Genomic DNA, 23565 nt, shown 5'->3' on the forward strand with positions numbered 1-23565 from the left:
TCCGATTCTGCGCGCAGGCAGTCGCCAATCACAAGCTTGCTTGTAGTTGGCGACTGCCCGCGACCAATGCGAAAGGAGCAAAGCGGATTTCGCATGGCGCGGCGAACAACAGATTAACAATTGGTCGGTACGGTAGTTTGCCGCTAACCTCAACAACTGATCATTATGATCAGTTTTTTTTATGGCGGCTGTCGGTTGTAAAATAGGGTGATTTCCATTATACTGGTAGTAATGATAGGAACGAAAACAACTAATCGCTATAGAAATAGAAGGGTGACCCATGAAGAACGATATGAAAATTGCCGTCTTAATTGACGCCGATAATGTATCTGATAAATATGTTAAGTATATTTTTGATGAAATCTCCAACCTTGGCATGCCGACATTTAAGCGCATCTACGGCGACTGGACCAAACCCCAGCTGGGGTCCTGGAAAACGGTATTGTTGAACTATTCCATTACCCCGATTCAGCAATACAGCTACACCACCGGAAAAAATGCCACCGATGCGGCATTGATTATTGATGCCATGGATATTCTTTATTCCAACAACGTGGACGGATTCTGCATCGTCTCCAGCGACAGCGACTTCACCCGTCTGGCTACCCGACTCCGGGAAGCCGGGATGTATGTGGTGGGAATGGGCGAAAAGAAAACCCCCACCCCCTTTATCTCGGCCTGTGAAAAGTTTAAATATCTGGAAGTCCTGGCCAGTGATCCGGAAGCTGCGGCGGAGCAATCGGAAAGCATCCAAAACGGCAAACAGGGCAGCCAGAAAGAAGGCATGGCCAGCAAGAAAGAATTGATTCAATCACTCAAAACCATTATCACTGAAAGTTCCGATGAAGACGGCTGGGCGAATCTGGGCGAGGTCGGCTCCCGCCTCAACAATCGCTATCCGGATTTTGACACCCGGAACTACGGTCACTCAAAACTGCGTCCCCTGATTTTATCCCTCAATCAATTTGAAATTGAAGCCCGTAGAACCAGCAAAAATCAGAATTCACACTATGTTGTCCGCAACAAAGCAAAGCAAAGGTAGTCTTATGCAGGTTTATCAGCTTGAAAATGAAGCCTTCACAACGGATTCTTTTGAACAAATTGATCCAAACAACAGTCAAATCCATCTCTGCATCCTTGATTTCCCGGCACTGGCGGAAGCCAGTGCCAAGCTGGGAATCAGTGACCGACTGGTTGATGAATGTCTGAACAGCCGCTCATCAAAATTCGACAGCTATGATGGCTTTGATTTTATTACCATTATTCTTCCCGAATCCATCTCGCTGGATCTCAAACCTCGCCGGATCTGTATCTATTTCCGGGCCGATTTACTCGTTTTTGTCTCAGATCGCAGTGACTTTATCGATGGTATTGTTGTCAATACCCAAACCGAGGGGATTAAGGTTCACAGTCTGGGAAAATTTTTCCATCTGTTTTTTGATAAACTCACCATTGATGATCGAGAAGTATTGGTTTCGATTGAAGAGGAAATCTCCAGTCTGGAAGAAGAATTTATTGTCTCGATCAAAAATGATCTGGCGGATTACCTGATCACCTTTCGCAAGCGTCTGCTCAGTCTTAAGCAGTATTATGAACAACTTTTTGAAATTTCTGAGGCCATTGAAGAAAATGAAAATAACCTGATTGATAAAAAGGAACTACGCTATTTCAAAATTCTCACCAATCGGATCAACCGGCTCTTTACCAATGTGCTGAACCTCCGGGATTATGGCACCCAGGTCCGGGAAGCCTACCAGGCCCAACTGGACATTAACCTGAATAAAGTCATGAAAATTTTCACTGTAGTTACTTCAATTTTCCTGCCGCTGACGCTGATTGTCGGTTGGTATGGCATGAACATCATGATGCCCGAGTTTCATTGGGAGTACGGTTATCCGTTTGTGATTATTTTATGTATCGTGGTTGCCGTCGGCACGCTGATCTATTTCAAAAAAAACAAGTGGTTTTAGGACTGATTGTTTTTTATTCAATTTAAGTCTTAAATAAACGCTTGCATTATTATTCAGCATGTTGTATCATACCCACATGGTGGCATCGTCAAGAGCTGCACATGATTAACACGTAAAAACTATTATAAGAATATAAAAACCTGCTCTAATCCCTGGTGATAGAGACTGAATAAAACCATACCGTTTTGCATTTTTATAATGTAATGATAGGTCTTTTTGCAGTTGTTTATTTTCAGTGCAGAGGACCTTTTTTCTTTGCGCAAATTTAAACAGTAGCCTTCCGGTTTTGTCGAACAGAGTACCGACAACCTGGATTTTCAACAGCCACAGGTTTGCGTGACATGTGTTTCTCTGCTCTTTGCGGTCATAACCAAATACTACCAACAGGTGAAACGCATGAAAATCGGATTTATTGGCGCCGGCAAAGTCGGTACCGCCCTGGGCATTTTTTTCAAACATAATAGTCTGACCCTATCAGGTTACCTTAGCCGCAGTGAGACCTCGTCTCAATACGCGGCCAAAGCAACTGACTCCGCTGTTTTCTTCGACCTTCCCAGCATTGTTAGCGCAAGTGAAGTGATTTTTATCACCACCGGAGATGATCAAATTTCTGAGGTTATCAACCAACTCCTCCAAACCGCCTGCTTAACCGGGCATCATACGCTTGTCCATACCAGCGGCGCCCTGTCCACCGATCTTTTTGATCCGCCGTTAGCTTCAGGATGTGGTTTATGTTCACTTCACCCAATTATGAGTTTTTCTGATCCCTTCACTGCGTCTCAAAATTTAATGCAAACGGTTTTTACCCTGGAAGGCAATGAAAAAGGTCGGGCCGCTGCGCAAAAAATCCTGGCGCTCACCGGTAATCCCTATTCCGTCATTGACAAGGGCGATAAGGTCCGCTACCATGCCGCTGCCTGTATCCTTTCCAACTATCTGGTGACCCTGATTGATTCGGGTTTTGAACTACTAAAGACCACCGGAATTGCCGCCGATGAGATTACCAGGGCCTTTATGCCACTGATCACCGCCACCCTGGGCAACATCGAAAGATCCGGAACCGTCAATGCCCTCACCGGCCCGCTGGTCCGGGGGGATGAAAACACCATCGGTAAACACATCGAAGCCCTAAAAACCCAAGCCCCGGAATTCCTGTCACTCTACCAGACCATGGGCTTAGCCACCATTGAGATGATCAAAGACAAACGAATTGATGCCGAAACCTATGAGCATTTAGAAAACAAACTAAAATAATAAAAATGAAGGAAGAAACCAATGAAAAGTAAATTTACTGTCAGCTCTTTTTTACAAGCCAAAGCAAACAAAGAAAAAATCACCATGCTAACGGCCTACGATTATTCAATGTCCAAAATCGTCAACGATGCCGGAATCGATGCGATTCTGGTGGGCGATTCTCTGGGCATGGTGGTCCAGGGTTATGAATCCACTCTGGAAGTGACTATGGACGACATGGTATATCACTGTCGCGCCGTTGCCCGGGGCGCCGAAAACGCCCTGATTGTCGGCGACATGCCCTTTTTGTCCTATCACATTTCGGTGGAAGACGCCGTTCGCAATGCCGGCCGGTTGATTCAGGAAGGCAAAGCCCACGCCGTCAAGCTTGAAGGCGGCGTGGACCAGGTTGCCAATGTTAAAGCCATTGTCAAGGCGCAGATTCCCGTCATGGGCCATATCGGCCTGACGCCCCAATCGGTTAACCTATTCGGCGGATTTAAGGTTCAGGGCAAAGACATTACCCAGGCCCAGAAAGTCATTGACGATGCCCTGGCACTGGAAGCGGCGGGCGTCTTTGCTATTGTCCTGGAAGGGATTCCTGAAAAACTGGCAACTTTAATTACTGAAAAAATCTCCGTGCCCACCATCGGTATCGGCGCCGGTCGCTACTGCGACGGTCAGGTACTGGTCATTCATGATCTGCTGGGCATGTATGACCGTCAATCGCCCAAGTTTTCTAAGCGCTACGCGGCCTTGAATGAAACCATCAAGGATTCTGTGACGGCCTATGTCACCGAGGTGAAGACTGCCCAGTTCCCGGAAGAAAAACATACCTTCACCATTGATGATACGGTTATCGCCGCCTTGCAGCAATAAACCATGAAGATTGCCAAAACAATAACGGAATTAAAGACCGGTCTTGAAGAACTTGGTCGGGATAAAACCATCGGCTTTGTTCCGACCATGGGCTATCTTCACGACGGTCATCTGTCACTGATCAATAAAGCGCAAGGTCAAAATGATGTGACGGTCGTGAGTATTTTTGTCAATCCCACCCAGTTTGCCCCAGGCGAGGATCTGGATGCCTACCCCCGGGATTTTGACCGGGATTCACAGCTTGCCGAAGCAGCTGGAACCGATCTGCTGTTCTTTCCTGATCCGGCGGAAATCTATCCGGCGGGTGCTTCCACCTTTGTGGAAGTGGAAGGCGAGATCACCAGAAAACTCTGCGGCCAGTCCCGGCCTACTCATTTTAAAGGCGTGACCACAGTAGTCAATATATTGTTTAACCTGATCCAGCCAACCAGAGCCTATTTTGGCCAGAAAGATGCCCAACAGGTGGCGGTGATTAAAAAAATGGTCCGGGATTTACATCTGCCGGTTCAGATTGCAGTCTGCCCGATTGTCCGGGAAGCCGATGGTTTGGCCCTGAGTTCCCGAAATGTGTTTCTGAGTCCGGAGCAACGCAGCGAGGCCCTGGTTCTCAGTCAGTCGCTGGCTGCTGCCAAAGCCCTTTATGAATCTGGCGAACGCTCCGTCAAAGTATTAAAAGACCAGCTTGTCAGCCAGATCAACACCATGCCGCTGGCAATTATTGATTACGCTGATATCCTTGATTTTGAAACCCTGGCCGACATCGAAACCATCACCGCGCCAGCCCTGGCGGCAGTAGCCGTTCGCTTTGAGAAAGCCCGACTGCTCGATAATATTATTTTAGATTAAGAGGTAAATTATGTATATCACCCTATTTAAGTCAAAGCTCCATCGGGCAACAATCACAGAGGCTGACCTCAATTATGTGGGCAGCATCACCATCGATGCGGAGCTGCTGGAGCAGGCCGATATTCTTCCTGGTGAAAAGGTTCAGGTGGTGGATGTGAATAACGGCCAGCGCTTTGAAACCTATACCATCGTGGGTGAGCGCGGCAGCGGTATTATCTGTGTCAATGGCGCCGCAGCCCGGTTGGTTCACACCGGCGATAAGGTAATCATCATCGCCTATGCTATGATGGACCGGCAGGAAGCTCTGGCTTTTAAGCCCCGGGTCCTGATTCTCGATGATGACAATCATGTGACTGAACTTAAGGACCATGAGGTTCATGGTCAGAGTCATTAGTTTTCACCGTTTTCATCTAAAAATCAAACAAACAGGCTGCCACTTTTCAGATTACGATCTGAAAATTGACAGCCTGATTTTATTTTTTGATACCGCTTTTTCTATCAATCACTATCGCATTAAATGAATGGCTTCGCCGTTGACGGCGTGGGCGGCTTCCATCAGGGCTTCACCGACGGTGGGGTGGGCATGGATGGTGGCCATCAGTTCGGCCACTGTTGCTTCCAGGCGAATGGCCAGAGCGCCTTCGACAATCAGATCGGTGGCCCGGGGGCCAGCCATGTGCAGTCCCAGGATTTCGCCGGTAGCGGCATCAGTAACGTACTTGACCACCCCGGTCGTTTCACCCATAATCATCGCTTTAGCATTGACGGCCATCGGGAAATTCCCGACTTTGACTTCGTAGCCACTGGCCCGGGCCTGGGCTTCGGTCAAGCCGACACTGGCCAGTTCCGGTTTGCTATAGACACAATAGGGGATCGTTTTAAAATCAATTTGCGACCGTTTCCCCATGATCGTCTCAACCGCAAATATCCCTTCGGCCGAGGCTACATGAGCCAGCATTACCCCGCCATTGCAATCGCCGACGGCGTAGATGTGCGGCACATTGGTCTGCATTTTTTTGTTAACGACAATGGCGCCACGGGCGGTTTCTATGCCAGCCTGGTCGAGTTCCAGGGTCTCCAGCTCCGGTTTTCGGCCCACTGACAGCAGCACTTTGGCAACGGTAATGATTTTTTCGCCAGCTTCAGAACTGGTTCTTACCGCTAATCCGGCAGGCCCTTCCTGGATCGATTCGACCCGGGTGCTGGTAAAAATTTCGACCCCATCTTTCAGCAATTTTTCTTTTAGCGGCTTGACAATATCAGCGTCCATATTGGCGACAATTTCCGGTAGCATCTCGATGATCGTTACCTTACAGCCAAAGGCATTGTAGATACTGGCAAATTCACAGCCAATGACGCCACCGCCAATAATACCCAGACTTTCGGGCACAGCGTCCAATGACAGGGCGGTGTCACTGGTGATCACGTCCGGATGATTACTCCCCGGTATCGGCGGTATCACCGGTTTTGAGCCGGTGGCAATGATGACAAAATCAAAATCAATGACTGGTGTTTCGTCCTGATTTTCAGTGATGACTTTAATTTGATGCTCATTAAGAAAAACACCACGTCCCATTATTTTGGTGATGGCGTTGTTTTTCAATAAGCCATTCACCCCGCCCACCAATTTTTTGATGATTTTTGTCTTTCTTTTCTGCAGCTTCGGCCAGTCGCCATGATAGTCTGAAATCGCGATTCCCAGTTCTTTGGCATCATTTTTTAGAACATCCAGAAGTTCGCTGGTATGCAGCAGCACCTTGGTGGGGATACAGCCGACATTGAGACAGGTCCCGCCCAGGAATTTGTTTTCAATCAGGGTTACCTCGGCACCTAACTGAGCCGCCCGGATGGCTGCCACATAGCCGCCCGGGCCGCCGCCGATAATTACAATTTTCATGATTCCGCCTCCCTTACAACAGCAATAATCCCGGTTTTTCAATGAGCTCTTTGAGTCTGGCGACAAACTGCGCCGCCACCGAGCCATCAACCACCCGGTGATCAGCCGTTAAGCTCAGGTTCATCATTGGTTTTATGACCACCTGTCCATCAACTACCATGGGAGTATCCATAATGGTATTGATCCCCAAAATCGCAACCTCGGGCTGATTGATAATCGGCGTGAAGGATTCCATTCCAAGCATACCGATATTGGTGATGGTAAAGGTGCCCCCGGTAATTTCATCCGTTTCCAGTTCATTGGTTCGGGCTTTTTCGGCCAGGCTTTTAATTTCGCTGGAAATCGCGCCCAGATCTTTTTTATTGGCAAATTTAACCACCGGAACAATCAAGCCATCCGGCAGCGCCACGGCCACACCAATATGCACATAATTGCGGGTCACAATATCGGTACCGACAATCGAGCTGTTCAGTAACGGGAACTCCAGCAGCGCCCGGGATAAGATCTTAACCAGAATATCGGTATAGGTTATCTTGGTGGTGCTTTTTAATTCTTCCCGCAGCTGTTTCATGGCAGTGGTATCGACCCGCTGATTGTAGTTAACGGTGGCGGATGTTTCCTGACTGGCGGACATCCGGCTGGCAATAATTTTTCGCATCGCCGACATCGGTTTGGTGGTTTCCTGAGGGTCGGCAAATTTCAGGAAGTCAGCATTTTGCTTAAAGGCCAGCACATCAGCCTTCATAATCCGGCCGTCCTTGTTAATCTGTCCCGGGTCGATGCCTAAACCGGCGGCAATCACGCCGGCGGTTGGCGACATTTTGGGCGCGGCAGTTTTGGCATTTTCAGCAAAGGCGGTGACATCTTTTTCGGTTATCGCCCCGTCTGGACCCGTGCCCGGTACCTGGGAAATATCAATATTCAGGTCAGCGGCGATCTTTTTGGTTCGAGCCGACGCTTTGACTCTTCCACCGGCCGCCGGTTGGGTTGGAGCTGCGGCCAGCTTGGGCGCTTCCGCGGCTGGTTTTTCAGCGGCCGGGCTGTCCCCGGTTTTTTCGGCCTCAGCCAGCAATCCCGAGATATCTTCATCGGCCTTGCCGATGATGGCAATCGGTTTTAACACCTCTACTGTACCCTCTTCCACTAATATCTTCCGGATGATCCCTTCCCCCGGGGATTCAAATTCCTTGGTTATTTTATCGGTCTCCACATCAAAGATAATTTCACCCATGGCGACGCTGTCACCCTCTGCTTTTCGCCAGTTGGCAATATTCCCTTCAGTCATCGTCAAGCCGAGCTTGGGCATTACTAAAAACTTGGCCATAATTCAATCCTCCTGTTATTCTGAAACCTCGAAAAATCCGTTTTTTTGTCCCACTTCGATGGCTTTTTTAACATCCACGTGCCAGGGCCCGTTGCGGCTGATTTTAAAGGTAAAGGTCTGATTTTGATGGAATTCAATTTCCCGTTCACCATCCAGGGCAATGGTTCCCCGGCAATAGGTGGTCAGCTCATATTTTTCATTAAAATTTAAAATCACCGGCTGACTCGTGCCAATCGGCAGCACAATCCCGGCCGCCATGGGGATCCGAATCTTGGGCGCATTAATATCAATGCTGACATAGGCGCCAAAGTCGTCATCTTCGGTAATGATAATTTTCCCTCCTACCACGGACGAAAAACCAATCGAGGCCGGATGACTCCGAGCCACAAATATTTTCTCGATATCCTCAATTTTCCAGATCGCCCGGGACCCGACAAAAACATCCCGGGAAATTACGGCATCGATCAGGGCAATGTCTTTAATCTGCCCCTCTGAGAATATCTCAATAATCTTATCTCTATTTGAATAGACTTCTTTATCAAATTTATGGGAAGCCACCACTGCTGCGGCAATGCCGGCAATGGTTCCTTCGATCATGTCCGGATAGACATTGTTGGTACCGGTAGAGATGGAAATCATCGGGATCTCTTTAATGTCTTTGGCCACCGCCCGATTGGTACCATCGCCACCCAAGGTGACAATGCAACCCACTTTTTTTTCATTCATCAATCGGACCGCTTGATAAGTATCTTCAACAGTATCTTCCTTGTAAAAATCGAACACTTCAATCTCACATCTCAGCTCGCCGGAGGTTTTAAGCTTATCCTCCACCCGATAGCCCATATTATAGGGATCTGGCATCATATATATTTTTTTTACCCCATTCTGCTGGGCCCCCAGAATGATTCGCTCCACAATATTAATCTTCTCGTTATTATCGATAACCGTTGCATGAGAAACCAGCCGTCTGATGTCCTTTCCTGAAGCAGGATTGGCAATTATACCGATTGAATTCATAAGTCCACCACCTTTTTCTGTCTGTAGTCTAAAAAAGGTTCTGAAAATAATTTCATCGCTTGTCACTCCGTTATTTCCAGAACCATGACCCTTTATGCCGCGTTAATTGTTATCCTTAGAATAAAGATTTAACCGCCTGAACCACATCATCGGCATTTGGCAGTACGTAAGCTTCCAGATTTCCGGAAAACGGAATCGGCGTATTGAGGGCACAAACCCGCTTGATCGGCGCATCACATTCGTAGAAACATTCATCGGCAATGATCGCGGCCAATTCGCCAGCATAACTGCCCCGTTTTGCTTCTTCCGAGACAATGACCACCTTATGGGTTTTCTTGACCGATTCAAAGATGGCTTCCGTATCCAACGGATAGAGGGATCGTAAATCGATGACTTCCACATCAATGCCGTCTTTTTCCAGGATTTCAGCGGCTTTGAGGGAGTCGTATACCTGTTTACCATAGGTGATAATGGTAACATCGTTGCCTTCTCGTTTGATATTGGCTTTTCCCAACGGAATCGGTTTAACCTCATCTTCTACCTGGCTGGCGACGGCATACAAGGTTTTGTTTTCCAGATAGATAACCGGGTTATCATCATCAATGGCCGTCAGCATCAAGCCGATGGCATCCTGGGCATTAGAGGGATAGACGACCTTCAGACCGGGAACATGGGTAAACCAGGCTTCCAGCGATTGCGAATGCTGAGCCGCGGCGGCTACGCCACCACCGGATGGTAAACGAACCACCATCGGCAGTTTCAGTTTCCCGCCAAACATGTAGCGCATTTTAGCGGCCTGGTTAACCAGCTGATCCATCCCTACCGTAGCAAAGTCAACAAACATCAGCTCGGGAATCGGTCGTAAGCCGACAGCGGCGGCACCAACGGCAGCACCGATAATGGCGCCTTCGGAAATTGGCGTATCACGGACGCGTTTTTCGCCGAATTCTTCAAATAAACCTGAGGTTACACCAAAACAGCCCCCGAAAAGGCCAACATCTTCACCGAAAATGAATACGTCGGGGTTTTCCAACATTTTTATCCGCATACCTTCTTTGATTCCTTGACCATAAGTGAGCTCTCTCATCTTGATCGTCCCTCCTCTACTATATCGGTATAGACATCTTCAACTGCGGATGAGATATCTGGGAATTTACTGGCCAGCGCAAAATCAACCGCTTCTTCAACCAGAGCGTCAATTTTTTCATTGAGTTTATCCATTTCTGCCTGGGTCATCACCTGATTATCCAGGATATATTTTTCGACTCTGGGGATCGGGTCTTTTTTCTTCCATTGTTCCAATTCACCTTCGGGTCGGTAAACCGTTGGATCGCCTTCGAAATGACCGCGCCAGCGATAGGTTTTACATTCAATCAGAGTCGGGCCCTGACCTTTGCGGGCTCGGGCAACGGCTTCCTGAACCGCTTCAAAAACAGCAAAGACATCATTTCCATCGACGGTAATCCCGGGAATATTGTATGAAACTGCCCGCTGGGAAATATCGGTAATGTTCTGATGGCGGGCCTGACTCACGGAGATGCCGTAGCCGTTATTTTCGCAAATAAAAACAACCGGCAATTTCCAGGTACTGGCCAGGTTCAAGCCTTCATGGAAGGTACTCTGGTTGGTGGAGGCATCGCCAAAGAAGCAGGCACAAACTTGATCGGTGCCCTTATACTGAATGCCCAAACCGGCACCGGTAGCTATGTTATGACCAGCACCGACAATCCCATTGGCGCCGAGGATACCCTTGGTGGCATCGGCAATATGCATCGATCCGCCCTTGCCTTTGCAATAACCGGACTCTTTGCCGAATAGTTCCGCCATCATGTATTTCATGTCGCCGCCCTTGGCTAAGATATGCCCGTGACCGCGATGGGTACTGGTGATGTAGTCATCATCCCGTAAGCTTTCGCATGCTCCCGTTGCAACGGCTTCTTCACCGATATAAAGATGGACAAATCCGCCAACCTGACCTTCGGCAAAAAGATTCATCGCTCTTGTTTCGAACTTCCGGATTTTTACCATTTTTTCATACATTTCAATGATGGTTTCGTTTGAAATCTTCAAAATACTTCCTCCTTTGTAATCTGTTCTTATTTCGGGAATCATATCAATACTAAGCTGAGCTACACACTCACGGTTACACAAACAATAGCGGCTTCAATTGTATCATCGGTATCGCCAAAACCGGGAAAGAAAAGACCGGCGGTAGTTAATCCTCCTTTCCTGGCTTCAATGGTCACCTTTCCCACCGGGAACAGTTTTTTTAGCTCCTCGATGTTTAACTCTTCCGGCCGGGACACGCCGATAATTGCCTCAATCATCATTTTTTCATCGAGATTTTCTTCGGTTAAACCATGAATCTGATTCAGGCCAATCAGGCAGCTGCGGGAAATAGCGTCTTTAATCGCTTTTCCGGCCGCTTTATTAACATCCTGGCCATGAAAATCCATTCCCATTCCAAATTCAATGATAAACTTTTTGATAAGGGTCACCTCCTGACTTTTTCCAGCGGTTAATACTGACCCGTGCTCATTTTACGACTAAAATATTTCGTCGCCGCTTTTATTCTCCAGACCGGGGTGAATATCAAACCTGACGACGCCGACGGCTGCTTTTCCTTTGACGGCTTCACTGACCATTGCCGTCCCCCGGTGTCCAAACCCGCCGCAGAGTTCGAAGGCTACTACCCCTTCGTCAACCAGCTTCCGGGCTGTATCCACCGCTGCTTCGTAAGATGAAACCCCGACAGCGATCAGGGTAACCTGTTCGGTTTCAACCGCAGACCGGTGAATGGCCGGATCTGCATTGGGGGCAATAAAAATAAATGCTGCTTTTAATGCCATCGTAAACCTCCTTGTTTTGATATTGTTAAGCAATTACAAAACTGCCGTGAGCTTCGCTGCCGGTTTGCGCGAAACAATTTCTACACTGTACGGCGTACAGTCTATCGACTGTTCGCCTACACGTTACTAAATTGTTTGCGGAAACCGACATCAAAGCAAATCTTGTACGATTTTTAAAATTCTGAAATTACCTAATCTTATTATCTATATGTATACAGCAATATTCGTGCCAGAATTTATGAACGTTTTAAATATTTAAACGTTTACTTAAACGGTGTTAATTTCCGATTTTGAAAAGAGCTGATGTTTTTCTCAGTAAATGGCTCAGTGATTATTTCTCATTATGAGAATTTGCGTCTCAAAATGAGAAAAGCAGTCTCAAAAATGAGACTGCTGGAATCACAAGCGTTTTAAAATGTCACTGCGCAGCTGGCGCAATGCCTCGGAGGTCATCATTTCCTGGGGACTGGCATGCTTAACCGGCACGATGATTTCTTCAACGATGTGGGCCGGGGCGCCGTTAATGATATAGATTCGGTCGGATAAGAAGATCGCTTCATCGATATCGTGGGTAATGAATAACACTGAACCCTGGATTTTTTTTAATATCTCGAGCAGGTACTCCTGCATTTTCAGTCGGGTAATGGCATCCAGTCCGCCGAAGGGTTCGTCCAGCAGCATGATCTCCTTTGAAAACATGGTCGTTCGCAGTAGTGAAGCCCGTTGTTTCATCCCGCCGGATAATTGGATTGGATATTTTTCGCCATCATCTTCCAGCTGAAAAACCGACAGCATCGCTTTGACCTTTTCCCGGGCTTCTTTTTTTGATATGCCACGGATTTCCAGGGGTAAAATGCCGTTGTCAATGACGTTGCGCCAGGGCAGCAGCAGATCCCTCTGATACATATAGCTGACTACTCCGGTTTCCCCGGTAACCTCTTTGTCGTTAACGAAGACCTGGCCGGCTTCCGGGGTCAGCAGTCCGGCAATCACATTAAAGAGGGTGCTTTTGCCACAGCCGCTGGGGCCCAGGATGGAGACAAACTCGCCCTGATTGAGATGGATATGGATGTCCTCAATAATGTTTTTATGGTTATATTCCTGGGTTACTCCGACTACCTTGAGCACGGTTTTATTGTGGCAGGTATTCATTGGTAAAAGCCTCGTCGGCATTTAACTGGTTTTCCAGCAGGCCCTGATCGTACATCCATTTTCCATAGTTTTGCCAGATGTCTGGACTCATGATACCCCATTTTTCGGCATCACTCTGGTATTCGGCCGCCAGATATTTTTGCGAAGCCACTGCCAGCTCACGGTCAATTTCGGGGTTGTCAATTAATAACAGATCGGCTGCCGCTTCGGGATTTTCGATGGCATATTGATACCCTTTGGTGACGGCCCGCAAGAACTTTTTAGCTGTTTCCGGATTCTTGGTCAGATACTCTTCGTTGGCGATGATCACTGGGGTATAGTAATCCAGGTTTTTATCGACATCCTGAAGTTTAATAAAATTAATGGGTTCATTTTTAAGTTCGGCGGAGACCCCATCCCAGCCATAGAAGATCCAGGTGAAATCGACATGATCTTTAACCGCGGTAAAATAGTCCATGGCTCCCACATCAACGATTTCCAGCTTGCTAAAATCAGCATTGGCCCCTTCCATCAGGCCCTTTAAGGTCGCTACTTCCATCGGGGAACCCCAGCCGCCATATTTTTTCCCTTCAAAATCTTTGGGGCTGACAATCTTGCGGTCCGCCGGTGACGCAAAGCCGGAGGTATTATGTTGGATGATGGCGGCGATGGCTTTAATCGGCAAGGGATTAGCCGCGGTTCTGGCGTAGGTCACCTGTTCCTGGTAGCTGACCCCAAATTCTCCCTGTCCGGCGGCAATCAGATCGGCACTACCACCCTCGCTTGGTTGGATGATCTCCACATCCAGTCCCTCTTCTTCAAAATAACCCAGTTCCTGAGCCGCATATAAACCGGTATGATTGGTATTGGGGACCCAATCCAGAACCACGGTTATTTTTTCATTTTCTTTTGTTGTACACCCGGTTAATCCAATTATCAGTAAACCGACTAAAATAATCACAGCTTTCTTTTTCATTTTCATTCCAATTCCTCCTTTAACTTCTCCCAGGGCATCAGGGCCCTTTGAATCCCGGCAATGCCGTAAAATAACATGATCGACAAAATCACAATCACCAGAATCGATGCAAAAACCAGATCCAGGGCAAAGGCGTGCCGGGCTCTTAACATGTAAACCCCCAGCCCGGCTTTCCCGCCCAGCCATTCGCCGATAACCGCCCCCATAATACTGTAGGTAGCGGCAATTTTGAGGCCCGAAAAAAAATAGGGCAGGGCACTGGGAAACTTGATTTTAGCAAAAATCTGACGCCTGGTTGCACCCATCGACCGGACCAGATTGATCAGTTCCCTATCCACACTTTGGAGACCTTCGATCAGGTTTACGGTAATCGGGAAAAAGCAGACTAGCACCACTACAAATATTTTTGGCGCAATCCCAAAGCCAAACCACATCGCCAGCAGCGGAGCAATGACGATAATTGGTACGGTTTGTGAGATCACCAGCACCGGGTAGATGGCTTTTTTTACTACCGGCAATTGATCCATCACAATCGCCATAATCAGCGATAGACAAACGGCCACCAGTAGACCGGTCATGCCTTCAAAAAAGGTTACCCCGGTGTGCATCATGATATCCGACCCGTTCGCAGTCAGGGCCGTGATGATATCCGTTGGTGATGGCAGGATATATCGTTCCACCACCCCCAGGTTAACCACCAGTTCCCATAGGATGAGAATGGCCAGGATAAAGAGTATGGGGATGAGCTTATCACCGATATTTTGATACTTTCTCATTGATTGTGACGCCTTCTTCCTTGTAATCAATTTTTACGATTGAAACCACTCGCTCGGCACCATGTTCGATGCAGATCGATTGAGCGCGCTTGACAATATCCAGGAGTTCATCCAGTTCTCCTTCGATGGATGTCTCAAAAGGACCTACGACGTATTCCAATCCCGTTTGACTGATCATATCAATGACCTGATCCACCACGTAATAAATTTCGCTGTCCGGCACCACCGGTAAAACTTGTAAGCTTAGATTCACTTTTGCCATAACTCTCACCTCCATGTTCTTTTCATTTTTCTTTATTCTTTCCATATTAATTGTAGCATGTTTCATGCCAAAAAAAGACCCTCTGAAAAAACATTTAAAAATTTCTTCACAGGGCTTATCATTTTGATTATATTTGCATTTATTTATACACCGCTCATATGAATATCATAGGCTTTGATTTTCCGATAAATGGTGGCCTTACTGATGCTGAGATCTTCAGCGGCTTTTACGGCATTGCCTTTGTTGAGAAAAAGCGCATGTTCAATGCTATTTTTTTCCAGATCTCTGAGGGTTTCGCCATCGCTGTCATGGACCTGCATGATGGTTTCGTTTTCTTTAATCAACATATTGATACTGTCAATATAGACCCCTGAAGACAAATAAAAACCTCTTTCCACGATATTCTTGAGTTCCCTGACATTACCCTTCCATTCATACTCCAGCAGTTTTTCTTCAAATGCCTTGCTGAAGTATTTTTTCATATCATTATTTTCCCGGTTGAGCTGCTCCAGAAAATATCTGCCCAGGGCCAGGATATCTTCCCGCCTTCGCTTCAGCGGCAGCAGTCGCAAATTAATCACGTTGAGTCGGAAGTAAAGATCCTGCCGAAAGGCTGATTTTGACATTTCGTTAAGGAGGTTTCGATTGGTGGCCGCAATAATCCGGACATCCAGTTCCCGTTCAAAACTCCCGCCAATCCGCATGACCTTATTCTCATCCAGCACCCGCAGTAGTTTTGGCTGCATTTCCAATGGAATTTCTCCAATTTCATCCAAAAATAGGGTTCCGCCGTTGGCCAGCTCAAATTTACCCGGCATTCCGCCTTTGATGGCCCCGGTAAATGATCCGGTTTCATAACCAAAAAACTCACTCTCAACCAGCTCCTTGGGGATGGCTGCACAATTGATGGCGATAAAGGGGCCGTTGCGCCGCTGGCTTTCGTTGTGTATGGATTGGGCAAACAATTCTTTACCGGTACCACTTTCCCCTTCAATTAGAACCGAACAATTTGTTTTAGAAATACGCCTGGCTGTATTAATCAGCTCCAGCATCGTCTTGTTCTTAGTAATAATCTTGTCAAAGGTATAGTTCGCCCGAAAGCCCGCCAGTTTGTTGATCTCTTTGCGAACCTGTTTAGACTCCCGAATCACCAGTACCGCTCCCATCACCTTCTCATTGAAAGCCACCGGGGTAATATCCAAAAAACAGTCAATTTTTCGCGGTCCAATAAACAGCGTAATATCTGAATAAGAGAATTTGCGTTTGTTAATCAAAATATTGTCTACCACATCAATGTCTTTTAATACATGACTCATATCCAGCTTTAAAATATCGGCTTCACTCATTTGAAACAGTTCCGAAATCTTATGATTGAACTTTTTGACGCGCAACTCGGTATCAATAATCATCAACCCGTTAAGAATTGAATCCAGGGCCACATCCATCAATTTATATGAATCGACAATCTCATAGCGCATTTCCCGGGTTAGCGCATCGCCGTTCTTCAATTTTTCCATCAGTGTTTTAACTTCCATGAATTTTACCTCCCCTGAATCACCAATGCTACTATAAAATTGCAGGTTATCGCCGTGATGCGGCTTTCCTGACCGAAATCAGACGATTTGGATGGCCCCTTAATTTATGGCATGTCCATCGGTGTGGTTATCCTTACCAGTAATTCCCCATCATAGGACCCGGTGGGTAAGAGTTCAGTGCGGCCATTGAAAATTTGCTGGGCTGCTACCGCGTAAGACCTGGCAATGCTGGCAAAAGATCCTTCTTTAATGGTCGGATTGATATTTCTGGTAACAATTGAAATGGTACTATCCCCGTTTTCAAGAATTTCAAAGGAGCGGAAATTCTGCGGAAAATCCCGGAGCGATGCTGTTTCGACCACCCAGAAACCACGTTCCGGATGGCCAGGATCCGGGGATTTTACCGGGGTGATGGTATTGCGGTGACGATGTCCGGCGACCCAGAGAATTAGATTGGGATAAGTCTGCAGTTTTTCAATCAGTTCCTGTTCCGGCACCGGAGAAATGGTACTCCAGGACATAAACGGTCTGGTCAATGGTTCCTGATATTCCACCCCAATGGGGATGTGGGCAGCAATAATCATCAGCTGACCGGCTTGCTGACCGGCTTCCAGTTCTGCTACCAGCCAGTCAAAACGCTCGCGGTCCAGGGAACCGTGCGCATAACCCTGGACGTTGGGATCATCATCCCGTTGGGTATTATCCAGTACAATGACCTTAATGGGGAGCCCTTCTTTGGGCTCAAAGCTGTAGCAGGCAAAACCGGTTTCAAGACTCTCTTGACTAAAACCATGACCGCTGGGCTGGGTTTCAGTAATGAAGAATTCTTTCATCCATTCCAACCGGGACAGAAACCGCCGGTCGGGATCATCAGAAACCGCTTTTTCCGGTTTATCCGGCCAGGTATGATCGTGGTTCCCGATAATCTGATACCAGGGAATCTGCTGATTGAGTCCCACCGCCATAAATTCGTCATAGAAATCTTTCCGGGGGCCAATCCGGGGATTGGGGTTGACCCCAAAGTCCAGATTTATTTCTTGACCGTCAAAAATATCGATGGACCAGCGCAGTTCGTTATACATGGCATTGTTGGTATTATCGCCCATGGACAAACCGAAATCCAGGGGATTTTGATGATGAATGGCATTAACCGAATGAATCGCTCCATCCAATACGTGGGTGGTATAATGCATCATTTCCGAATACACTGATACGATCCCGCCGCCATATTTTGAATAGATCCCATGGGCCGGAAATTCCCCGTCGGTAATGTGGATATCAGAAATAGCAAAGAAATGAAGCAGTTGTTCGGGCTGATTCCCGGCAGGAATCTGATAATCAGCCGGCATCAGATCCAGCCGCTTTTGCGGTTCCTGATGGGGCGCAGTGGTCCATCCGCCATAGCCTTCTTTAGCGGTTTTGATTATTTCGGTGGCCGCCATCTGGGGCGCGGTGGCAATCACCGGATCCAGAAAAAATTTATAAATTTCTTTTTCGGAATGGAAGTCCGTTTCGCCCTCCGTTACTGGCACTGCAACAGGGCTAATCAGGTGTTCTATTTCTTTAAGCTGTTTTGCTAAGCGATTTGATTTTTTTGAACGTTTATTTCCCATTATTTGGCCTCAACAATTTCCAGCATAGACAAACTCCAGCGATTCTCTGGCAATATCGGCCAGATGGTATACCTGGGCCACGTCAGTGGCCTCCCGATCCTGCATTTCATAGCGGGGAAAAAAGCGCGACAGATGAAGGGGAATGGTTCGCCCCACCGATCCCAACCATTGGGATAACGCCCGGATTTCCGCTTCGCTATCATTCTCACCGGGAACAATCAGGGTAGTCACCTCCACATGACAGGTTTCACTGGCAATTCGGATTGCCTGTTTGACCGTTTCCAGATCGCCGCTGATTTTCTGATAAAATTTTTCATTGAATGCTTTCAGATCAATATTTAAGGCATCGATATCCGGGAGGATTTCCCGCAGCGGTTCTTCACAAAAGCAGCCATTGGTCACCAGCACATTTTTCAAGCCGTTCTTTTTGGCCTCCTGGGCACAATCCCGGACAAACTCAAAACCCACCAGAGGTTCGTTATAGGTATAGGCCAGTCCGATGTTCCCCTCACCCACCAGTCTGAGGGCATTGGCCACCAGGCTTTGCGGAGTCATGCGGCGACCATGGGCTTCTTCCATTCCGGCCATGGATATTTCGTAGTTCTGACAAAATGAACATCTCAAATTACAGCCGAAACTGCCTACCGACAAAATCCGGGAGCCCGGATAAAAATGGCGTAATGGTTTTTTTTCAATAGGATCCAGGGCAATGGCCGTAACCACTCCATAATTCGAATCTTCAATGACATCTGACCGGTTGATTCGAGCTCGACAAAATCCAATTTCCGCCTCATCCAGTTTGCAATGATGAGGACAGAGCCGACATGCTATTTTACTCACAGTTTTTCCACCCTTCGTTGATTTACGCTGACTAAACCGTCCATTTCAGATCAATAGACGATTCCAATGCAATTAAAAAAGGAAAACTTCATGATGTCTTCCTTTTTTGTGTGCTATTCTTTTCATACCCATATCAAGGCTTTAAAAATCACTGCTGGTGATTAAATATCCTTTTTCTTGCAAACTTTTTTCAACCCCGCGGATAATGCTGTCTGAGACCGCTTCGACGGTATGATAATGAACCTTGTCGGTGAGCTTCATCAATGGGCTGGTCTTTTTTTCTTCCAGCCCGGCCACAAAGGCATCCACATCGGTTCGGGTGGCCAGAAATAAATTGACCTGGATTTTTCCGTAAATATCATGAATAATAAAAACATCTCTCACAAAACCGCCGGCATCAACGATGGTATAGAGTTCATCGCCGATTTCTTCGTGGCTGTGATAGACTTTGAAGACCTTTTCCTTAGGCGGCGGATCAACGATGATATAGCCTTTATTAGTCGAAATGATATTGTAATGGGCGGCTTTCAGGAGGGCAATATCCTGGACAATACTTTGTCGGCTGACTTGAAAAATTTCGGACAAGGCAGTTCCTGAAACCGGTTCCGGGGAAGACCGGAGTGTCCTGATAATATCTTCCTGTCGTTGCTGTTTTTTCATGGTTTACACTCCTTTCCTGCTATTTGTGAGTGACTGCCGTGCGCTTATAAAAGCCGCAGGTTTTTCATCGATAAATCAAGAATCGCTGAGGAATGGGTCAGGGCCCCGCAGGAAATATAATCCACCCCGATCTCACTAAGCTCTTTTAACCGGGATTCGGTCACATTGCCGGAGCATTCTGTTATTGCTCGGCCATTGACAATTTTAATGGCTGCTTTCATGGTTTCGACATCCATATTGTCGAGCATAATAATATCGGCCCCGGCTTCCAGGGCCTCGCTCAGCATCTCCAAATTTTCTACTTCGACTTCAATCTTGCGGACAAAGGGGGCATATTTTTTTGTCGCGACAATGGCTTCTTTGACGCCACCGGCGGCATTGATATGATTATCTTTGATCAGAATACCATCAGATAAATTATAGCGGTGGTTATATCCACCACCGACCGTCACGGCATATTTTTCGAAGATCCGCATATTCGGTGTGGTTTTTCGGGTGTCCAGCAATCTGGTTTTGGTGCCAGTCAAATAACCTGCCAGCTTCCGGGTGTGGGTGGCGATGCCACTCATTCGCTGCAGATAGTTGAGGGCAGTCCGCTCGCCGGAGAGCAGGGTTCGGGTATCAGCTGCCACGACCGCCAAAAGATCACCGGGTTTGACGGTATCGCCGTCGCTGACAAATTTTTCAACTGTGGCGCTATCATCCAGAAGTTCAAAAACCCGCTGGTAAACCGCCAGACCGGCAATAATGCCCGCCTCTTTGGCAATCAGATTTACCTGGGCTCTGACCCCTGCTTTGATGACTGCGTTGGTGGTGATGTCCTCGCTGGTAATATCCTCCTGTAGTGCCAGTAATATAAGTGGATCCATGTTAAGCTTTATCAATTCGTTCAATGACTTTGCTCCTTTCGATTTCGTCCAGGATGATGGTTTTATAATCTCTTCGCAACTGTTCCAGATCCTGGTAGTCATCCAGATCCAGCGTTGCATGGTGAACTTCTGAGATTTCATAATGATCATTGGTATCTCTAGCCGCTCTTTTGGCAAAAACCAGACTTTCCAGCAGGGAGTTGCTGGCCAGCCGGTTGGCACCGTGAACCCGATTGCAGCTGATTTCACCGATGGCATAGAGATGTGCCATGGATGTTCGGCTGTCCAGATCTACTTTGATGCCACCCATAAAATAATGCTGGGCCGGAGTCACCGGGATGCATTCCCGGGTAATATCGTAGCCTTCTTCCAGACAGTGCTGATAGATATTGGGAAAACGATGGGTAATTACTTCCGGCCCCATGTCCTGCATCGACAGCCAGACGAAATCACTTTCTTCCTGTTCCATTTGCTCATGGATGGCCTTGGTCAACAGATCCCGGGGTAACAGTTCATCGACAAAGCGCTGCATTTTACGGTTATAGAGTACTGCCCCTTCACCCCGAACCGATTCGGAAATTAGAAAACGGCGCCCGGGCTTTTGGGAATACAGAGTAGTCGGATGAATTTGAATATAACTGATGTTTTCCAGTTCGATCTGACGTTTTAGGGCAATGGCAATGGCATCCCCAGTGAGATGGGCTAAATTGGTGGAGCTGTGAAACAGCCCGCCCAAGCCCCCGGTAGCCAGAACCACATAGTCGGAATAGTACAAGTGAATGGCGCTGGTTCCATCACTGGCCACGACTCCGGAGCAGCGGTTATCCTGACAAATCAGATCGACCATCGCCATATTTTCGATGATGGTAATATTGGATCGCTGTTTAACCTGGGCCAGCAATTTACTGGTGATTTCTTTACCGGTGAGATCTTCGTGATAAAGAATCCGGGCCCGGGAATGGGCGCCTTCTCTGGTATAGGCCAGTTCACCGTTTTTCTTTTCAAACGCCACGCCAAAATCAATCAGATCGGTAATGATTTCCGGCGAGCTACGGATCATCACATCCACCGACGCACGATCATTTTCATAATGACCGGCTTTCAGGGTATCCTCAAAAAAACTGTCATAATCATCCTCGTCCCTTAAGACGCAGATCCCGCCTTGGGCCAGGTAGGAATCACTTTCATCCACTGCCCTTTTAGTGATCATCAAAATTTGTTTGTCTTCGGGAATATTCAGCGCATAAAATAAACCAGAGGCACCGGTGCCAACCACAATAATATCTGTTTTCCCGTTCATTGCCGATTCTCCCTCATTTGGCCAGTTCCAGCATTTTTTCCAACGCCAGAACTGCCTTGGTCCGGGTTTCATCGTCGACTTCCATCTGATTAATGCCGTTTTCCAGGGCATAAGCGACCTTAGCCAGGGTGATCTTTTTCATATTGGGACAGATCTGATTTTTATTGATGGTATAGAATTTTTTGTCAGGATTGTTTTTCCCCAGTTGATAGAGAATACCGATTTCGGTACCAATAATAAATTCGTTGGCGTCACTGGCCGTGGCATAATCAATAATCCCCGCGGTACTCCCAACATAATCGGCGGCGCCAATCACGGTCATCGTACATTCGGGATGCACCAGCAACTTGGCCTTGGGATGGGCGGCTTTGGCATCTTCGAGCTCGTCGATCATGATTTCGTCATGGACATGACAATAGCCATCATTAAAAATAAAATGCTTTTCCGGAACCTGGCTGGCAATATACTGGCCGAGGTTCTGATCCGGCACAAAATAAATATTCTGTTGGGGCAAAGCCCTGACTATTTTGAGCGCATTAGACGAGGTCACACAAACATCTACAACTTTTTTGATTTCGGCCGTAGAATTGATATAGCAAACCACTGCCAGATCATCGTAGTTTTCCCGGACTTCAGCAATTTTCTCGATGTTCGCCATATGGGCCATCGGACAATCGGCAAGAGCTTCCGGCATGATCACAGTTTTTTCGGGACTGAGAATTTTAGCGCTTTCACCCATAAAGGTAACCCCGCAAAAGACAATCACTTTTTGGGGCAGCTCAACGGCAATTTTGCTGAGATAATAAGAATCGCCCACATAATCGGCAATTTCCTGAATTTCATCATTGACATAATAATGGGCTAAAATAACCGCATCTTTTTCTTTTTTCAGTTTTTCTATTTTTAACAAGAGTTCTTTCATTTTGTATGCCTCCACCTTTTAATCGGGTTTTCATGATTAAAAGTATAGCACTTATCTTTACACCTGACAAGCTGACTGTAAAGTTATTTGAGATATTTAACGGTTATTATTGAAATACCGTACCGACCAATTGTTAATCTGTTGTTCGCCGCGGAATCGGACAGGTTTATCAACCTGTTCGCTCCGATGCGTACAACATGATGTAACAATTGTCGGTACTGCTTTATCTTTTTGTCTAACGTTTTTACTTAATTTATAAACTTCCTGATCTTGCGATTGCCTGCCATCATCTGCCAGCCGATGATAATGCCGGCCTGGTGGTGGAGGTGGCAGTCAGCGCTGGCTGCGACTAGCTGTTCCAGCAATTGCTGGTTGGCGAAAACATCGTGGTAATAGCCGAGATCGTCCTGCATTTTTTCAAATGCGTCCAGGGATTTACGGGTCTTTTGGTTAAGAATCGAAGCGAGCTGTTCGATGACATAGCGGAGTTTTTTGCTTTTGATGCGGACCCGGTGAACCAATCGCTGATCTTTGACATCGAGACTTTTCATGCTTCGCCTGATTTTTTTCAGCCAATTTTCGATATGCTTATCGGTATAGTCTTTGATTGATAACTCAAACTTCGCACATAATAATCAACAAAAATCCTCGTAATTCCGATGTTGC

Annotated in this window: 25 protein-coding genes; 6 read left to right on the top strand and 19 right to left on the bottom strand. The window is 47.0% G+C overall.

Going from position 1 to position 23565, the window contains the following annotated elements:
- The first annotated feature begins 280 nt into the window (after positions 1–280).
- From ABGU93_RS05770 to panD, 6 genes are all read left to right on the top strand, one after another.
- Positions 281–1042: an NYN domain-containing protein gene (locus tag ABGU93_RS05770; protein ID WP_347412532.1), complete on the top strand. Its 762-nt coding sequence runs from the start codon at positions 281–283 to the stop codon at positions 1040–1042.
- Positions 1043–1046: 4 nt separating this feature from the next.
- Positions 1047–1970 carry a CorA family divalent cation transporter gene (locus ABGU93_RS05775; RefSeq protein WP_347412533.1) on the top strand — a complete coding sequence of 308 codons (924 nt, stop codon included), beginning with the start codon at positions 1047–1049 and terminating at the stop codon, positions 1968–1970.
- Between the two features lie 387 nt (positions 1971–2357).
- Complete coding sequence (locus tag ABGU93_RS05780; protein ID WP_347412534.1) at positions 2358–3224, top strand: Rossmann-like and DUF2520 domain-containing protein; 867 nt, start codon at positions 2358–2360, stop codon at positions 3222–3224.
- A 21-nt stretch (positions 3225–3245) separates the two neighbouring features.
- Entirely contained in the window at positions 3246–4082 is an 837-nt protein-coding gene (gene panB / locus ABGU93_RS05785) for a 3-methyl-2-oxobutanoate hydroxymethyltransferase (protein WP_347412535.1), read from the top strand.
- 3 nt (positions 4083–4085) lie between these two features.
- A complete protein-coding gene (panC, locus tag ABGU93_RS05790; RefSeq protein WP_347412536.1) occupies positions 4086–4928 on the top strand; it encodes a pantoate--beta-alanine ligase in 843 nt (280 codons plus the stop codon).
- A gap of 10 nt (positions 4929–4938) precedes the next feature.
- Entirely contained in the window at positions 4939–5322 is a 384-nt protein-coding gene (panD, locus tag ABGU93_RS05795; protein ID WP_347412537.1) for an aspartate 1-decarboxylase, read from the top strand.
- A gap of 111 nt (positions 5323–5433) precedes the next feature.
- On the opposite strand, the gene lpdA is transcribed toward panD, so the two are convergent.
- The 19 genes from lpdA to ABGU93_RS05890 all read right to left on the bottom strand — a co-directional run bounded on the left by lpdA (position 5434) and on the right by ABGU93_RS05890 (position 23507).
- Positions 5434–6825, bottom strand: a complete 1392-nt coding sequence (gene lpdA, locus ABGU93_RS05800) for a dihydrolipoyl dehydrogenase (protein ID WP_347412538.1) — start codon at positions 6823–6825, stop codon at positions 5434–5436.
- A 13-nt stretch (positions 6826–6838) separates the two neighbouring features.
- Entirely contained in the window at positions 6839–8149 is a 1311-nt protein-coding gene (locus tag ABGU93_RS05805; protein ID WP_347412539.1) for a dihydrolipoamide acetyltransferase family protein, read from the bottom strand.
- Positions 8150–8164: 15 nt separating this feature from the next.
- Positions 8165–9166, bottom strand: coding sequence for an NAD(+)/NADH kinase (locus ABGU93_RS05810; protein ID WP_347412540.1), 1002 nt, complete (start codon positions 9164–9166; stop codon positions 8165–8167).
- A gap of 115 nt (positions 9167–9281) precedes the next feature.
- A complete protein-coding gene (locus ABGU93_RS05815; RefSeq protein ID WP_347412541.1) occupies positions 9282–10253 on the bottom strand; it encodes an alpha-ketoacid dehydrogenase subunit beta in 972 nt (323 codons plus the stop codon).
- Entirely contained in the window at positions 10250–11239 is a 990-nt protein-coding gene (locus tag ABGU93_RS05820) for a thiamine pyrophosphate-dependent dehydrogenase E1 component subunit alpha (protein ID WP_347412554.1), read from the bottom strand. Before ABGU93_RS05820 ends, ABGU93_RS05815 begins: the two co-directional genes overlap by 4 nt.
- A gap of 56 nt (positions 11240–11295) precedes the next feature.
- The gene (locus ABGU93_RS05825; RefSeq protein WP_347412542.1) at positions 11296–11664 is read right to left on the bottom strand and encodes a Lin0512 family protein; all 369 of its coding nucleotides are present in this window, start codon (positions 11662–11664) and stop codon (positions 11296–11298) included.
- Positions 11665–11712: 48 nt separating this feature from the next.
- Positions 11713–12015: a DUF6506 family protein gene (locus ABGU93_RS05830; RefSeq protein ID WP_026393540.1), complete on the bottom strand. Its 303-nt coding sequence runs from the start codon at positions 12013–12015 to the stop codon at positions 11713–11715.
- Positions 12016–12414: 399 nt separating this feature from the next.
- The gene (locus ABGU93_RS05835; protein WP_347412543.1) at positions 12415–13167 is read right to left on the bottom strand and encodes an ABC transporter ATP-binding protein; all 753 of its coding nucleotides are present in this window, start codon (positions 13165–13167) and stop codon (positions 12415–12417) included.
- Positions 13148–14128, bottom strand: coding sequence for an ABC transporter substrate-binding protein (locus ABGU93_RS05840; RefSeq protein WP_347412544.1), 981 nt, complete (start codon positions 14126–14128; stop codon positions 13148–13150). The genes ABGU93_RS05835 and ABGU93_RS05840 overlap by 20 nt, the downstream gene beginning before the upstream one ends.
- A complete protein-coding gene (locus tag ABGU93_RS05845) occupies positions 14125–14898 on the bottom strand; it encodes an ABC transporter permease (protein ID WP_347412545.1) in 774 nt (257 codons plus the stop codon). Before ABGU93_RS05845 ends, ABGU93_RS05840 begins: the two co-directional genes overlap by 4 nt.
- Entirely contained in the window at positions 14873–15160 is a 288-nt protein-coding gene (locus tag ABGU93_RS05850) for a thiamine-binding protein (protein WP_347412546.1), read from the bottom strand. Before ABGU93_RS05850 ends, ABGU93_RS05845 begins: the two co-directional genes overlap by 26 nt.
- A gap of 143 nt (positions 15161–15303) precedes the next feature.
- Entirely contained in the window at positions 15304–16695 is a 1392-nt protein-coding gene (locus ABGU93_RS05855) for a sigma 54-interacting transcriptional regulator (RefSeq protein WP_347412547.1), read from the bottom strand.
- Between the two features lie 104 nt (positions 16696–16799).
- Positions 16800–18308, bottom strand: coding sequence for a metallophosphoesterase (locus tag ABGU93_RS05860; protein WP_347412548.1), 1509 nt, complete (start codon positions 18306–18308; stop codon positions 16800–16802).
- A 9-nt stretch (positions 18309–18317) separates the two neighbouring features.
- Entirely contained in the window at positions 18318–19148 is an 831-nt protein-coding gene (amrS, locus tag ABGU93_RS05865; protein WP_347412549.1) for an AmmeMemoRadiSam system radical SAM enzyme, read from the bottom strand.
- Between the two features lie 141 nt (positions 19149–19289).
- Positions 19290–19808, bottom strand: a complete 519-nt coding sequence (locus ABGU93_RS05870; RefSeq protein ID WP_347412550.1) for a transcription repressor NadR — start codon at positions 19806–19808, stop codon at positions 19290–19292.
- 44 nt (positions 19809–19852) lie between these two features.
- On the bottom strand, positions 19853–20701 hold the full coding sequence (gene nadC / locus ABGU93_RS05875) for a carboxylating nicotinate-nucleotide diphosphorylase (protein WP_347412551.1): 849 nt from the start codon (positions 20699–20701) through the stop codon (positions 19853–19855).
- Positions 20679–21977, bottom strand: a complete 1299-nt coding sequence (locus ABGU93_RS05880; protein WP_347412552.1) for an L-aspartate oxidase — start codon at positions 21975–21977, stop codon at positions 20679–20681. The genes nadC and ABGU93_RS05880 overlap by 23 nt, the downstream gene beginning before the upstream one ends.
- 13 nt (positions 21978–21990) lie before the next feature.
- Positions 21991–22899 (bottom strand): quinolinate synthase NadA, encoded by a 909-nt coding sequence (nadA, locus tag ABGU93_RS05885; RefSeq protein ID WP_347412553.1) that lies wholly within the window; start codon positions 22897–22899, stop codon positions 21991–21993.
- A 248-nt stretch (positions 22900–23147) separates the two neighbouring features.
- Positions 23148–23507, bottom strand: coding sequence for a CHAD domain-containing protein (locus ABGU93_RS05890; RefSeq protein ID WP_347412555.1), 360 nt, complete (start codon positions 23505–23507; stop codon positions 23148–23150).
- Between the last annotated feature and the right edge of the window lie 58 nt (positions 23508–23565).

This window comes from Acetobacterium sp., assembly GCF_039830195.1.
In the GTDB taxonomy this organism is placed as follows: Bacteria; Bacillota; Clostridia; order Eubacteriales; family Eubacteriaceae; genus Acetobacterium.